Here is a 15,510-nt window from a genome sequence, read left to right on the forward strand (position 1 = left end):
CTTTATCCTCCCAGATTACAGAATCTTTACCAGCTTAAAGCCGGTATAGTCGCATGCTGCAAATATGTATTCGACACCGTTTCGTTCGCCCCGGAGCGCTCCCTTGAAAGCCTCTTTGCCATGCAGATGTCCGTAGACCACCTTTTCCACGCCGAATTCCTCATAGAGCCTTGTGAATTCAGACTCGTCCTGTCTGTCGTTTGTTGGAGGATAGTGAGTTGCGACTATGAGTTTTTTGTAACCCGCTGCCTTGGCACCCTCGAGCGCTATCCTGAGCCTGTTTATTTCCCTTCGGTATATCTTTTCATCGCTTGATGTGAAGTAGTAGTCGTTCGGGCAAAGCCAGCCTCTGCTTCCGCACACCGCATAGTCCTCATATGCAGCAAAGCTGTTTTGTATGAATATCATGCCCTCGAAAAGTCTGTTGAGCTTGCTGAGCGTTGTCCACCAGTAGTCGTGGTTGCCCTTGACTATTATTTTTTTGCCCGGAAGCAGGCTTATGTCTTCCAGGTCAGGCATGGCCTCTTCCATGTTGATTGCCCACGATGTATCGCCGGCTATTATGACTGTGTCCTCTTCGGTAACCATGGATTTCCAGCTTTCAATTATCTTTCCCCTGTGCTCTATCCATTCGTCTCCAAATATGTCCATGGGCTTGTCTACAGCCATTCCAAAATGAAGGTCTCCTATAGCATACAGTGCCATAAAATCAGCCCCCTTATTATTATTATTTGTAAGCTATGCGGCTGCGAGTGGGCTCAATTCAAAAATAAATCAAAAGTGCTCCTATAATAGGAGCATCTTCTATTTTGTCTTTCTTAATTTTTCAAGTGCCGCCTCGAGCTCTCTTTTAAACAGGAACATCCTGTCGATGTCTTCAAAGTTGCTGATGCTGTCAAATCTCTCCTGGAAAGATACCGCTTCTTGTATAAATCCCATGCTGTTGAGCTCTTGTATATTGTCCAGTATGTCCTTTATTGCAATCGACTTCATCTCGAACATTACCTGCGCCCTTACTACTATGTCCCGTATCTCGCTCATTTCCTGGTCCAGCAGGAATGCGGCGTCGCCTGCCCTGCTTAGCCTTGCCGCAAGGTCAGATGGTATGTCGTGATCGTATTTATATTTGAGCGAATGCTCTATTGTGGCCCAGAAGTTCATTGCAAGAGTTCTTATCTGTATTTCGGCCATTATGTTTTTAAGTCCCTTTGCAGTTTGAAAAGGATACTTTATTATCACATGGTAGCTTCTGTAGCCGCTAGCCTTGTAGTTGGTTATGTAGTCCTTTTCGTACAGGACCTCCATATCCTCCCTGCTTTTTATAAGACTGACAACTGTATATATGTCTTCGACAAACTGGCACATTATCCTTATGCCCGCTATGTCCTCTATTTTTTCCTCGACTTCGTCAAGGCTTATATCCAGCTTTTCAGCCTTTGTTATTATGGATGAAATCTTCTTTACCCGTCCTGTTACGAACTCAATAGGCGAATATTCGCCGTTGGCCTTAAGCTCTTTTCTTATGTTCTTGAATTTTCCCTTAAGTTCCTCGACCGCGAATTCATATGGGGTTAGAATAGTCTTCCATTCCCTAAGTTCCATTTATATTACGCCTCCTTTAAAAAAGCACACAGGAACATTTTATCACTAAACCCCGATATTTTGTATTATTTTTTGTAGTAAAAAAGCATTCCGGACTCCACTTCATAGTCTATTTCACCCCTGTCCGCAAGGTACGATACTATGGAGGCAATTGTGGAGCTTGTGAAATAGTACTGCTTGTAGCCTGTCTCTATGCCATTGTACTCTATTATGTCGGCTGTCAACTGCTCCCTGCTCCTTGGCCCAGTCAGGAATTCCCTAGCCTGATCTATATACTCGTTTATGGCCTCTATGTTGCGCTTTAGAGTATCTTCGGCCTCTTCCCGGTTCAGAACCGGCTTTTCATGTCCCATGACCATATATTCGAAATCCAACTCGTGGAGCCGTTGCAGCGAATCAAGCTGGGCGCCTATGTCATACAGAAACGGAATGCTGTATTTTTCGAGTATGCTGATGTTGAATACGGCATCCCCAATGTAGATCACCTTGTCCTCAGTCATTATGCCCAGCTGTCCCGGGCTGTGCCCGGTTATTTCATGCATAGAGAACTTCTTGTCGCCAAGCTTTATAACACCAGCCTCCAGCACGTTGTCCACCCTTATATCAGCTCCTTTTTGGCTGAAGCTCTCCTCCAGGAAGCTGTTTGATTTTCCACCGTATACGTAACCCGAAAAAATCTCAGGATTCTCTATTATGAGCTTTGCCTTGGCGGACGAATACGACGATGCCCCCGTAAAATGGTTCATTATTACCTTCGCAGCTCCGTGGTGGTCGTAGTGCTCGTGGGTGAATACTATGTGCCTTGGCCTTATGCCCTCGTCTTCGCAGTACCTTATTATCCTGTTTCCCCTTGAGTTTGTAAGTCCCGGATCTATCAAAAGCGCGGACTTATCCTTGAAAAGGTATAATCCTGTATTTGTCCCCCCGCGTATTATGTAGCTGTGTCCGCTTATTTTCTCCATGTTCAAAACGGTTACCTCCCGATGTTTTATAATGCTTTAATTATAAACCAAAGCGTTGATTTATGGTATAATACGATTATCAGCGAGTGTTAATTGTCAACTACAATGCAATTGAAAGGACGATTTGGATGAAAAAGAAAAAAAACAAAAATAAAAGCCAAGTACTCACTGAAAATAAGAAGCCAGGCACCAATAAGCAGCAGGTATACGCAAATCAGAGCAAGGCTTTCTATATTATTCAGGCCGCACTCAAACCCATAATGCCCATCGTTTGGCTAGCGGCTTTCACAATGATACTTACTGGACTGGTTCCGCATCTTGCCGAAACTACAGACATGGGACTTTTCAAGGACTGGAATAACATGCTCTTGCAAAAGATTGGCAAATACACACTATCCAGCATACTAAACAATGCTTTGCAATTCATAATAGTTGGTTACTTTGCAGCCCTTATGGTTGCTGTAGTGTTGAAAAAGGTTGCCACTAAAAAATAGAATTATACAGGACGGTGCATATAATTGAACAGGTATACTAAAGTCATAGGTCTAAGAGGCCATTATTTCTTAAAGGAGTTCGACAAGAGCAAGAAGAACAAGCTCCAGATAAGAAAGGTTGCTGATTTTACAGTCAAAAAATTCTTCCTCGAAGGCAAGTGCGAGGTGCTCGTTTACTTTGAGGAAACAGAAAAGGAAGTCCTTGTTACTCCAGACAGCAGCCCCGAGCTGATCAAGCAATATCTTGGAGAAGACTTTTTATAATAATTGAATTTAAACAGGCCTCGCGCTGCAGCTTTTTCAAGCTTAGCTCGAGGCCTTTATATTTCAGCTGCAATTTACTCCCACCTTCTAAGAGCCTTGCCGTTTAGGTAGTCACAGAACTTGCCCTGGTATATGTAATTTTCATCCATATACCGCTCTATCATATCCTTTATCTTCCACCATGATGTGTTCCAGTTGCAAAATAGCGTGTCCTCTTCAGGCGCCCTTCCCACTAGGCGCTCTATTATAACATCCTGCGAAAGATACCCCATGAAAGTCGCAGCTCTTTTCACGTACTCATCAAGGCTTGAAAGCTGCAGCTTCCCACCTTCGTAATCTAGAGCCATCTGGCTGCACCTTGGAATGTATAGCGAATGCAGCTTTACGCCGTCCACTCCAAGCGCCGATATGACCTTTGCAGTCTCTATTACATCTAGCATTTCATCTCCGGGAAGGTTGAGTATGACATGTGCACACGACTCGAATCCGAATTTTTTGATTCTTATTACAGCGTCTATGAACTCTGCCAGAGTGTGACCCCTGTTTATGGCTTTGAGTGTGTGGTAATTAACCGTCTGAAGCCCTAGCTCTATTGATATTGCTACGCCTTTTTGCTCAAGCTCCTTCATTATCTGAAGGTATTCGTCGCTTATTGCATCCGGTCTTGTGGATATGGCTATCTCGACTATATCCTCAAGCAAGGCCTCTTCAAGGCAGTTTCTGAAAGTATCCTTGTCCACGTATGTGTTTGTGTAGTTTTGGAAATATGCAATGAACTTTCTTGCCTTGTATTTGCTCCCAATATACTCCTTGTTACTAAGCAGCTGGTCTTTTATGCTGACGCTGCTATCGAAAGCCTCGAAACCTGCTCCCACCTCGGCGCAGAAAGTGCAGCCTCCCTCGCCAACCTGGCCGTCCCTGTTGGGGCAGGTAAGTGGCAAGTTCACCGGAAGCCTGTATACCTTTTCTCCATATTTTCCAACAAGGTAGTCTGAATACGCATTATATCTTCTGTTCATTATATGAAATTCACCCCATGAGCTCTATTTGAATTTTGTGTTCATGTAAACCCCGCCAATTATAAGTGCCGCCGCCGCAACCTTTACGGCGCTTATCGCTTCGCCGAGTATGAAAAATGCAAGAACCATCGAAAACAAAGGCACCAGGTTTACATAAAGCGATGTCTTGCTTGGGCCCATTTTCTTTATGGACATTTGCTGTATCAGATATCCTCCCACAGACGGGAAAATGGCCATGTAGACCACAGATGCCCAACCGCCAATTGTAGTGCCTGGAAGAAACTTCATCGGGCTCTCAAACGGCAGGAACGGCAGGAGCAGAATTGTGCACACCAGGAATGCATATGAAGTCACCTTTATGGGGCTGTACTTGGCAAGAGCCTTTTTTGAAATTATAGCATATGCAGCCCAGCACACGACTGCCACAAGCATGAGCAAGTCGCCTATGTTGAACCTCATATCAGCAAAAAATCCAAGGCTGCCGTTTGTAACTATAAGCACGACGCCCGACAGCGAAACCATTATGGCGAGTGTGTTAACAATTCTTATTTTTTCCTTCAGAAAAATCACCGAAAAGATTGTCGTGACTAGAGGGTTGATAGCACCTATGAGCGCAGCATTTACAGGAGATGTGAATTTTAGCGCTATGAAAAACAGTATGTGGTAGCCAATCATGCCTATTGCTCCGAGTGCTATGAATATAGGCAGATCCTTCCTCTTTATGCGAATGTCTCTTTCCTTTACGGCCAGTATCGCAAATATTACAGCACTTGCAATCAGGAATCTAAAGAAAGTAAGCGATATAGGGGGAAACTCCCTTACAGAAAGCTTGCCCGCTATGAATGCGCCGGCCCAGAAAAGCGCCGCCATGACCATGAGTATTTTTATTGCGCCATTTTCAGTATTTTGAGCTTCGTTTGCAGCGTTTATTTTTTCCATGTGCGCCTCCTTTTTTTCTTATTGACATAACCATTATACACCAACGCAAAAGGCGCCGCAGTGAAATTTTGCGGCGCCCTTTTATTTATTAATCTTCCACGCGAGTTTTCATTATCTTTTCATCAAGCTCTGCTATCTCCTTGGAGAGCCTGCCGTTCAGCCTCGAGTATATCTGGGCTCTGAATCTCATGCCCAGATCATTTCTTGCCCTTATGTTGTCTTCTATGACCTCCGACCAGTGGATGTGCTTTCTCTTGAAGTAAAGGTCATAGTCGACTATCCTGATGCCGTCCTTTGAATACTCAAGGCCCATAAGCACCTTCTTTATGTATTCTGGGTCATGAAATGAGAAAAATCTCAGCCTGTAGACACCAACGGCCATGAACATCCTCGGATAATCCTTTGTCCAAGCTTCGCCAAGCACCAGGCCTAGCTCGAGGTTTTCAAGGACCTTTATGAGCTTTTCATAGTGGTAATCATACGCGCTGTATCTGTCGTATATCCTTATCTCCATCTCATACCAGTCCATCTTTTCAAGACCTTCGTTGAGGTACTTGAGGGCCTCTATGCGGAATTTCTTGCTAAGCGCAAGATAATCCCTGTCAATCAGGAGCCCGTCTCCATACAGGTCGATAAGCCTCATCTTCTGGTTTAATGGCTTTGTAGTAAACATAACTACATTTCCTTTGTTCTTGAATTCAAGCAAAAGGTCGAGAACCTTAAGACGCTTCGCGCCAAACTCCTCGCTTATTTTTCCAACCACCTTCTCAACGTTTCCAAAAACCCTCATTATCATTATTCTGGGGCCCGAAAATACGTTTTTTATCATCCCGCTCTTTTTTTCATTAATGATGGCTCTCAGTATAGTGCCTGTATCGCAAGCCGTTACTAGTATTACGTCGTCTATGTCGCAGGAGTCATTTTGCGATGCCTTGTTCGTAAGTAAAATTAGCGAAAAGCCTTCCTCCGTGCTTTCAAAAGCCTCGTTTAGCTCGTGCTGCTTTGCAGCAAAGCCTTCTTCCAGAAACTTTTTCAGCTCTCCTATATAATCAGTTTCTAATACAAGTATCCTTGGTCCTTCCCTAACTATCGAAAGCATATATTCTCCTCCCGTCTATAATCCCAGCTTGCCCTTTTTCATTCTCCAGTCGTCGACTACGCATGGATACGGCAGCTTGTATATCTGTCTGCTCTTTATTGTCATAATATTTATGCTCGATATTCCGTTGAGATAAACCTTATCATCTATCATTTGAGTTTTAAGTTCAAGACTGTGCCCGAACATGAAGTATTTTGCATCTCCGCTGTATTCCATTATTCGCCTTGGATAGTGGCTTACTGCTATCTTTATGCCCTCGATGTCTATAGTGTCCATGTCGTCTATAATCTCGCACTTTTTCGAAAGGTTCTTAACAGCATTGATGCTGTCGTGGTTTCCAATAGATATGAATATCTTCTCGGCGCACGAACCCTCCATTATTTCGAGAAGAGTGTTGACCCTCTGGGCGTACCTGCCTTCGGATGCAGAGAGAAACTGCAGCTTTATGTTGTCCACAAGGTCTCCTGTGTGTACAATATACTTGGGCTTAAGCACCGTAACAAGCTTTTTTACATCCTGGAAAAAATTTGTAGTTGTATCAGATATGTGGAGTATTATGTCTTCATCCAGTTCCTTAAGATATTGCGGGATGTATACAAACCCCAGATACCTGTAAAACTTGGTCATGAACATGCTCACTTTAGATTCTCCAATCCTTCAAACATCAAAAATCCCCATGCTGCATGGGGATTTCCGTATTTAATTTGAAAAGTATTCTTTTATTCCCTTTAAAAGCGCATCAGCAAGTCTTTGCCTGTATTCGTCAGTTCTAAGAAGTGTTTCCTCGTTGGAGTTCGATATGAATCCAAGCTCCACAAGCGATGCAGTCATCTTAGTCTGGTTGAGCACTACAAGTTTTGGCCTTTCTACTATTCCTCTGTTTGCTGTTTTCATCTCGGCTATAAGCACATCCTGCAGCGTTCTGGCAAGACCTTTGCCGTCTGTCGAAGGCTTGAGCTTTGAAATGCTAGCCGTTCCAGCTGAAACATCATACAGATCGACTTCACCTGATGAGCTTGTTGACGAAGGGTAGTAGAGTGTTTCTATTCCTGAAACGCTCCTGCTTGTACTTGCATTTATGTGTATGCTCAGGAATATGTCCGCCCCGGCTTCATTTGCAATCGCAGCTCTCTTGTAAAGATCAACGAACGTGTCGTCTTCCCTTGTCATTATAGTCTTGTAGCCCTCATCTTCAAGAAGCCGTTGCAGCTTTCCTGCAATATCTATCACTATCTCCTTCTCAGTGACCTTCGTGTCTATGCCGACAGCACCAGGATCCTTGCCTCCATGTCCTGCATCTATGACTATAAGCGGCTTGGCGGCTCTCTCTCTTGTAAATGTCACTTCGACGGCTGTGCTTGAATTTTTAATATCATATTTGGCTCCGTCGCTTAAATACGCGTTTACATATGTATACCCGGAAGAAGCCTTTGAAACCGTAACTTTCTTAAGATATGTGTCGTTTATCGCAGCCTGCATCGCCTCATTTTTGAAATACTTAGAATCAAACTTTAGTGAAAGCTTGCCTTCACTTTTTGAGTACTCGCTGTCAAGCAGCTTCACAGTGCTATCTAGTGCAATCTTAAGCTTTGTCGCAGCTGCACCCATGCCGTATGTAAGTGGTTGTCCTTCATCAATTATTTCCGGAACAACAGGTTTATCTTGCTCAAATTTTATGATTATTCCGTCGCTCGCAGCTGTGATTTTATAGCTTGAACCTTCATTGAGATCAAACACAACTCTCGAAACTAGAGGGTCAAGTCCGAATTGTGAAGCTCTTATTTTGGATACTGCGCCTTCGCTCACATTGCTTGTATAAGCGCTCATGTCAAATCTTGTGTTCTGCAAATCTACAACAAGCCTTTCCGGCCCTGCCAACACGTAGTCCTTGAACTCCGGTTTTGAGGAAGTCACAATCCTAGCCTCGTTGCCGCTCCACTTGATGTTGCTAAGGCTTATGCTGTTAGTCTCTCCCCCAAAATCAAAAGCACTATCCGGACTCTTCACAGCTAGTGTCCTTGTCTTTGAATTCCAATCAACGCTGGCTCCAAGTTCTTCAAGTACGAATCTTGCCGGCACCATTGTCCTTCCAGAATTCTTGTATGTGACTATCTTTGCCGGCACATTGTCCGGAAGCTTCTTTTTGACTCCGTTCACATATACATCAGAACTGTCTATCTTTAGCTTTATAGTCTTGTATTCCCTTTCTATGGTGACTTCGGAAGTCTTCTGGTTCCAAGTCACATTGCAGCCTATTCCCTCCGATACAGCTCTTACTGGCAGCAATGTCCTGTCATTAAGTATTATAGGCGGGACATCGGCATTCACTGCTTTGCCGTCAATACTCAGGTCCACTACGTATGCATTCTGAAGCTTTTCATCTATTATGAATTTTTCCGTCTTCTCTCCAACTGCAAAAGCCATACCAGTAAAACAAAGCATATATGTTACAATTACGGATACAAACCATAAAAAGTTCTTTTTCACTGCAGCACCTCCATTCCTTGTTTTTGCTCTATATTTTAAAGCATATACCCAGCAAAAACATGGTGTCAACAAAACCGAGCCTATTGTAAAGCCTTTGTAACAAAAATAACAATTATTTCAATACCTTGTAAAGTTCGTCACTTTCGGGAGATTCTATCTCCAGCTCGAGGTTTCCATCCACTATTACTCTTCTCTCGCCATCCTCAAGCCTTCCAATCACCCAGGCATCAATCCCTGCAACAGACAGTTCTCCGAGTATTTTATCTGCATCTTCCTCGTCTGCAAGTATGAGCATTGAACCGCTCGACATGAGCTTGAGCGGCTCTATTCCAAAATGGCTGCACACAAGCTGCGTAACAGGGCTTACCGGCACCTTGTCCTTCCAGAGCCTGACCCCGAGCTTGCTCAGCACGCTTATCTCCCATACGCCTCCGAGCAAACCTCCCTCTGTAACATCGTGCATAAGCTTGGCACCGTTTTCTCCGCCAATCACGCCTTCCCTTACAACACTCAGCTTCTCGAGAAACTGCTTGCCCTGCTCTACAACTTCAGCCCCAAGAGCCTGCTTAAGCTCTTCCTCCTTGTCGTAGCATATTATTCCCGTGCCCTCAATGCCCGAGCCCTTTGTCAGTATCAAAAGGTCTCCGGAAGCCGGTTTTTTTACCCCTTCGAGCCTGGATTTCAGCTTCTTGCCTATGCCGGTTGCAGATATGACTACTCTGTTGACAGCATCTGTTACCTCTGTATGTCCTCCGAGTATGTCGACATTTATCTTGTCCGCCTCAGCTATAATATCATTCATTATATTCTCCACATCGGCTTCAGTAGTCTCAGGCGGAAGCATTATGGTGAGCATTATCCCAAGCGGCGCCACGCCGTCTGCAGCTATGTCATTGCATGTTATGTGTACCACCAGCTTTCCTATATTGGTGGCTGTGCCAGTTATAGGGTCTGTGCTGAGAACGCACAGTTGCTCCCCGTAGTCGACAACGGCGCAGTCCCTTCCAATGCCTGGTCTTATAAGTACCTCTTCCCTTTTATTCTTAAGCTTTTGGAAAATCATATCTTCAAGCTGCTCTGATCTAAGTTTGCCTATTTGCAATTCAAATTCCTCCCAGATGTTCAAATTCTCATATATCCATTATAAACTAGTTGAGCCGAATGTGGCCACCTGGATTTTTATGATTGAATTTATATGGAAATGGTAAATATAACTATAGGGTAAATATAATTATCGCAGTCATTTAAACTTGAGTTGTGATTCATCAGTCGAGAATCACTATAAAAGGGGGGCTTTATTATGAAGATAAACAAGCTTATTTCACTTGTAGTCGCGGGATTGCTTATTGCAACATCGATTGCTCTTGCCGCATATGCAGATCCAGGCAACAATAATTCAAACAATAAGAACAAGAATAAATCCACTTTTGGGAACTCTAAATTCAATGATATTGATGACGATGATGTAAAGTGGGCCAAGGACCCGATACTTAGAATGACCGAAAAAGGCTTTATCAAAGGGTACGGAAACGGTTTTTTCCAGCCCAAAAAACCTGTAACACAGCTTGAGGCGATAATTATGGCGCTAAGAGTTGCCGGTGAAGAGCCCAAGGCCATCTCTTATGCCGACCTCATAAGCCTTGGCAAAAAGAACTTCAAATTTAAAAATCTAATAAGCCTATGGGCTGAAGGCTATGTTGACCTCGCCCTCGAAGAAGGCATAATAGACGAAGATGATTTGAGAAATCTCAACTCTTCAGCGAAAAGATACGAAGTTGCTAAATACATGGTCAGAGCTATCGGTCTTGAAAACGAAGCCGAGGACAACATGGATGCAGATTTGGACTTTGAAAATGATGAAAATGTTCCTGATGGATACGAAGGTTATGTGTATGTAGCCATAGACAGAGGAATTATGACTGTATATCCAAATGGAATGTTCCTTCCGAACAAGCCTGTCACAAGAGCTGAAATGGCAATAATCCTATACAGGATAGATGAAAACGGGGATTATGACACTGATTATGAAAAATTCACAGGTGAAGTTGTATCTATAGACAGGCAGGACCGCGAAATAACACTTGAAATCAGCGGGAATGACAGGACATTCGACCTTGCAAATACTGTCTATGTAACTTTTGACGACAAGAAAGGAAGCCTTAGCGACATAGAAGCAGGCGATGACGTTAAAATCACAGTGAATGATGATGACAAGGTTATAAGGATAGATGTGGACAGAGCACTTGATGAAAAAGACATCTTCACTGGTAGAGTTCTTGCCATAGACGAGGATGAGCTCACTCTTCTTGTCAGCGGGAATCAGAGGACCTTTGATGTAGATGCTGATGTCGATATCCTATTCGACGACCAGGACGGTACTGTTGACGACATAATAAAAGGCGACTGGGTTAAAATATACGTCGACTCTGATGATGACGTAATAAAAGTAGAGCTAACAAGGGATCTTGAGGACTTTGACACATACGATGGTGAAGTTGAATATGTTGACTCTGATGAAATAACAATACAGGATGGCTCTACAGAAAGAAACTTTGATTTTGCAAGTGGCGTTCAGGTATTCTTCGATGACTATGATACGGGCGATGTTAACGACATAGAAGATGGCGACGATGTAGTGCTTATAGTCAACGAGGATGAAGATGTTGTAACTATAACAGTAGACAGAGCTCTTGAGGAAGTCGACACCTATAACGGCAGAGTTCTTGCTATAGACGAGGATGAGATTAGACTTCTGATAGGCGGCAATGAGAGAACCTTCGATGTGGATGCAAGTGTGGATGTCGTGTTCGACGACCAGGACGGTACTGTTGACGACATAATAAAAGGCGACTGGGTTAAAATATACGTCGACTCTGATGATGACGTAATAAAAGTTGAACTAACAAGGGATCTTGAGGACTTCGACACATATGACGGTGAAGTCACTTATGTCGACTCTGACGAGATAACTATTATGGACGGCTCCACTGAAAGAAACTTCGATTTCGACAGCAATGTTCAGGTATTCTTCGATGATGATGAGATGGGTGACGTTGACGACATAGACGATGGAGACGACGTTGAACTTATCGTTGATGAGGATGATGGCGTTGTTACTGTAATAGTTGACAAGGAACTATAGCTTGATTTTTATGCAGCTCCCGGAATCATGACTGGTCCGGGAGCTGTTCTTCTCACCAGCGCTTCATTGAAAAATAAATATCTTTATTTACTGAGAAGGAGACAAATAAATACCATAACTACCGTATCCTTTATATGTAAACAATTAACCGCATGTTATTTTAAGGAGGGATTCGTATGAAAACAAAAAAACTTATAGCCCTGACCGTATCAGCGCTCATGGCCACAACAGCATTTGCTCCTTCGGCATTTGCGGCTCCAAAAAACGTCAATGTTAACAAGACTTTTGCAATTTCAAATATTTCTTTCAACGATGTTGATGATGTGCCTTGGGCTAAGAACTCTATTTCGAATATGGCTCAAAAAGGCATCCTAAAAGGCTATGGCAATGGCATTTTCCAGCCTAACAAGCCTGTAACTCAGCTTGAAGCCATAATAACGGCGCTCAGAGTAACGGGAGAAGAGGTAGAGGCTGTATCCTACAAAGAGCTTATCGAAAACGGTTCCAAGAATTTCAAATTTAAAGATCTTGTCAGCTCATGGGCTCAAGGCTATGTTGAGCTTGCTCTCGATGAAGAAATAATCAATGATGAAGATGTGAAAAACCTCAATTCTGCAGCCAAGAGATACGAAGTTGCCAAATACATGGTAAGGGCTCTTGACCTTGAAGATGAGGCAATTGAGAGCATGGATGAGGACATCGACTTTGAGGATGCCGACAGCATACCAGATGGATATGAAGGCTATATTTATGTGGCTGTTGACCGCGGGATTATGAATGGCTATCCAAACGGAATGTTCCTTCCTAACAAGCCAGTTACAAGAGCTGAGATGTCAGTATTGCTCGAAAGGATAGACGAAGATGGCAATATAATAGACGATGAAGATGATATTGATGATAATGAAAAATATGAAGGCGAAGTCGTATCAATCGACAGCGATAAAATAACGCTCTCTATTGACGATGAAGATGAGACTTTCGATATTGACGAGGATGTTGAAGTGGTATTTGAAAACAATGCGGAAGGTAACATCGATGACATCGAAGAAGGCGATGAAGTCGAAATAACAGTCAACGAAGATGAAGATGTTATAAAAATCGAGGTTGACGATGAACTTGCAGAACTTGACACCTACAACGGTAGAGTTCTTGCAATAGATGAGGATGAAGTTACCCTTCTAGTTGGCAGCAATGAAAAGAAATACGATATATACGAGGATGTTGAAGTCATATTTGAAGATGAAGAAGATGGGACAGTAGATGATGTAATAAAGGGTGACAAAGTTAAAATATCTGTCGATGAAGACGATATGGTAGTAAAAATCGAGCTTTCAAGAGAGCTTGAGGATTTTGATAACTATGAAGGCGAAGTTGATGCAGTAAACGAAGACGAAATAACAATAATCGATGGCTCTGAAGACTTAACTTTCGATATTGACAATGATGTACAGGTATTCTTCAATGACGACGAGATGGGTGATGTTGAGGATATCGATACTGGCGACGATGTCGAACTGATAGTTGATGAAGCCGACGAAGTTGTAACTATAATTGTCGACAAAGATCTATAAGAAAAAGCGCAACTTTTCTTATAAGCATTTCAAGCTCCCGGTCTCTAATCCGGGAGCTTTTTTGTTGCAATCATGCCAAGAAGTATATATATTTGAAAATATAAGCTCAAAAAGGTACAATTAATTCCTGGATTTTCGTATTATATTTTAAGAGGCGGTGAAATCTTGGCTATTTTGAGTTTTTTCAGAAAAAAAGACAAATCAATTGAATATAGAATTAAAAGAGCCCAAGACGGAGACAGCCTTGAGCGGGAGAACATAATAGGCGAATACCTGCCTTTTATAATAAAGACTATAACCAAGACAACTCACAAATACGTGGAAACCGAAAACGACGAGGAATACAGCATAGCGCTGGAAGCCTTCAGCGAGGCCATAGACAAGTACGACTCCGACCGAGGAAACTTCATAGCATTCGCACAGCTAATTATTAGAAGCCGCATAATAGATCATCTACGAAAGCCTGCTCATCCGGCTATCCCGATTGATGCGGATGACAAAAATTGCATAGATCCAGACCGAATTACAAGCAAGGAAGACTTTGTTCACGGCTTGGAGCTGAGAGATGAAATAGAAATTTTCGAAAAAAGACTGCTCGATTTTGGCATAACGCTTGTCCAACTAGCAGACGATTCTCCAAAGCGAAGCGACGCCAGGGAAAATTCCATTAAAATAGCACGATTTATTGTAGATGACGAAAAATTAAAATCTGAGTTTTACAGAAAAAAGACTTTGCCAATAACTATGATATCCAACGCCTTAAACGTATCTAGCAAGACCGTGCAACGAAACAAAAAACTAATTATAGCAGCCGTAATAGCACTAGACAGCGACCTTGAGGATATAAGGGAGTATGTGCTTCTGGCTGAAAGGAGGATTTCACTTGATACGCAAAGGTATAGTAATGGATGTTCAAAAGAATCATGTGGTAGTGATGAGTGAGGATTTCGAGTATTTTAAAATAAAGCCTTTGAAGTGCTCCAAGGGCAGCAAGATTTTTTTTACCGATGATGACATCGTAAAGCTATCAGGTGGCATGCGTCAGCTTATCGCTGCATCTGCAGCGGCAGTGCTTATAATTGCTTCTATTTTCGGACTCTCCAGTGGATTCGGCTCTCCCTACTCATATGCGGCCGTAATGACACTTGATGACGGCTCCAGCGTAGAGCTTCTGCTCGATAAAGACATGAAAGTTAAGGAGATCACTTCGAATTCTCGGGCAGCAGATAACATGGCAAAGGATAAATATCTGGGTCTTGCCGTAGAGCATGCTGTGGACGGATTTGCTGAAAATTCTATTCAGAATTCATATGAAAATACAATAATAGTATCTGTAATCCCTCTTAAAAACAAATATGCCGGACAGGAAGAGACCATAAAAAATGCTATTTACGAGCAGCTTCTTAAAGACACTGATATAGAGAATCTGAATGTTGTATATGTGAAATCAAACAGCAAAAATTACAACGACGCCAAGAACAGCGGCATTGGTGTGCTTGAATATGAACTTAAGGCAAGCAAGGCCTCCAAGGCTTCATCTGTTCTGGAATACGAAACTCTTGGCTTTGAAGTCATAAGCAAAACCAAAACTATTGAAGAATCCTCCAAACCAGTAAATCCAGCTGTTTCTGAAAACGTCGGCAAAGCGTCCAAGAATGGCCCTTCAGAAAAAAATGCTCAGCCGAGCAGCAAATCAGGCAGCTCAAAAACCAATAACTCGGATACCGCCAACGGCTTAGCAGACAACAACAACAAAAATAATTCCAAAGGAAAACCGAATAAAACAAACAGCGATAGCAAAAAATGAGTGTGTAAAATAAAGTGTGTATCTTCCTTAGAATTGATATAATCAAACTATCATTCAAGGAGGTACGCACTTTTTCTATGGGAATTTTAAGTAAAGACCAAATCAGACAAATGATAAAGCATTA

Annotated in this window: 15 protein-coding genes; 6 read left to right on the forward strand and 9 right to left on the reverse strand. The window is 42.7% G+C overall.

Translation table 11 applies throughout. The features are described from left to right. Positions 1–15: 15 nt before the first annotated feature. From GT589_RS06650 to GT589_RS06660, 3 genes are all read right to left on the reverse strand, one after another. Entirely contained in the window at positions 16–705 is a 690-nt protein-coding gene (locus GT589_RS06650; protein WP_293397852.1) for a metallophosphoesterase, read from the reverse strand. A 99-nt stretch (positions 706–804) separates the two neighbouring features. Continuing rightward, positions 805–1,602 carry a GTP pyrophosphokinase gene (locus tag GT589_RS06655; protein WP_293397855.1) on the reverse strand — a complete coding sequence of 266 codons (798 nt, stop codon included), beginning with the start codon at positions 1,600–1,602 and terminating at the stop codon, positions 805–807. A 65-nt stretch (positions 1,603–1,667) separates the two neighbouring features. After that, complete coding sequence (locus GT589_RS06660; RefSeq protein WP_293397893.1) at positions 1,668–2,564, reverse strand: MBL fold metallo-hydrolase; 897 nt, start codon at positions 2,562–2,564, stop codon at positions 1,668–1,670. A gap of 128 nt (positions 2,565–2,692) precedes the next feature. Here GT589_RS06660 and GT589_RS06665 point away from each other — a divergent pair, with 128 nt between their 5' ends. Both GT589_RS06665 and GT589_RS06670 read left to right on the forward strand, forming a co-directional pair. Beyond that, positions 2,693–3,058 (forward strand): hypothetical protein, encoded by a 366-nt coding sequence (locus tag GT589_RS06665; protein ID WP_293397858.1) that lies wholly within the window; start codon positions 2,693–2,695, stop codon positions 3,056–3,058. A gap of 24 nt (positions 3,059–3,082) precedes the next feature. Then, on the forward strand, positions 3,083–3,322 hold the full coding sequence (locus GT589_RS06670) for a hypothetical protein (protein ID WP_293397861.1): 240 nt from the start codon (positions 3,083–3,085) through the stop codon (positions 3,320–3,322). A 74-nt stretch (positions 3,323–3,396) separates the two neighbouring features. Here GT589_RS06670 and GT589_RS06675 read toward each other — a convergent pair whose 3' ends face one another. The 6 genes from GT589_RS06675 to GT589_RS06700 form a co-directional block, all read right to left on the reverse strand. Further along, positions 3,397–4,341, reverse strand: a complete 945-nt coding sequence (locus GT589_RS06675; RefSeq protein ID WP_293397864.1) for a TIGR01212 family radical SAM protein — start codon at positions 4,339–4,341, stop codon at positions 3,397–3,399. 24 nt (positions 4,342–4,365) lie between these two features. Then, complete coding sequence (locus GT589_RS06680) at positions 4,366–5,280, reverse strand: DMT family transporter (protein ID WP_293397867.1); 915 nt, start codon at positions 5,278–5,280, stop codon at positions 4,366–4,368. An 88-nt stretch (positions 5,281–5,368) separates the two neighbouring features. Then, positions 5,369–6,379, reverse strand: a complete 1,011-nt coding sequence (locus GT589_RS06685; RefSeq protein ID WP_293397869.1) for a hypothetical protein — start codon at positions 6,377–6,379, stop codon at positions 5,369–5,371. A 15-nt stretch (positions 6,380–6,394) separates the two neighbouring features. Continuing rightward, a complete protein-coding gene (locus GT589_RS06690) occupies positions 6,395–7,012 on the reverse strand; it encodes a metallophosphoesterase (RefSeq protein ID WP_293397895.1) in 618 nt (205 codons plus the stop codon). A 66-nt stretch (positions 7,013–7,078) separates the two neighbouring features. Further along, a complete protein-coding gene (locus GT589_RS06695; RefSeq protein WP_293397871.1) occupies positions 7,079–8,866 on the reverse strand; it encodes an N-acetylmuramoyl-L-alanine amidase family protein in 1,788 nt (595 codons plus the stop codon). A gap of 112 nt (positions 8,867–8,978) precedes the next feature. After that, on the reverse strand, positions 8,979–9,968 hold the full coding sequence (locus tag GT589_RS06700) for an AIR synthase family protein (protein ID WP_293397873.1): 990 nt from the start codon (positions 9,966–9,968) through the stop codon (positions 8,979–8,981). Between the two features lie 198 nt (positions 9,969–10,166). On the opposite strand from GT589_RS06700, the gene GT589_RS06705 reads away from it, so the two are divergent. From GT589_RS06705 to GT589_RS06720, 4 genes are all read left to right on the forward strand, one after another. Then, positions 10,167–12,008 carry an S-layer homology domain-containing protein gene (locus GT589_RS06705; protein WP_293397875.1) on the forward strand — a complete coding sequence of 614 codons (1,842 nt, stop codon included), beginning with the start codon at positions 10,167–10,169 and terminating at the stop codon, positions 12,006–12,008. Positions 12,009–12,184: 176 nt separating this feature from the next. Continuing rightward, complete coding sequence (locus GT589_RS06710) at positions 12,185–13,579, forward strand: S-layer homology domain-containing protein (protein ID WP_293397877.1); 1,395 nt, start codon at positions 12,185–12,187, stop codon at positions 13,577–13,579. Between the two features lie 165 nt (positions 13,580–13,744). Continuing rightward, complete coding sequence (locus GT589_RS06715; protein WP_293397879.1) at positions 13,745–14,521, forward strand: sigma factor; 777 nt, start codon at positions 13,745–13,747, stop codon at positions 14,519–14,521. After that, entirely contained in the window at positions 14,463–15,386 is a 924-nt protein-coding gene (locus tag GT589_RS06720; protein WP_293397881.1) for an anti-sigma factor domain-containing protein, read from the forward strand. The genes GT589_RS06715 and GT589_RS06720 overlap by 59 nt, the downstream gene beginning before the upstream one ends. The last annotated feature ends 124 nt before the right edge of the window (positions 15,387–15,510 follow it).

The organism is Peptoclostridium sp., from assembly GCF_009881055.1.
Classification (GTDB): domain Bacteria; phylum Bacillota; class Clostridia; order Peptostreptococcales; family Peptostreptococcaceae; genus Peptoclostridium_A.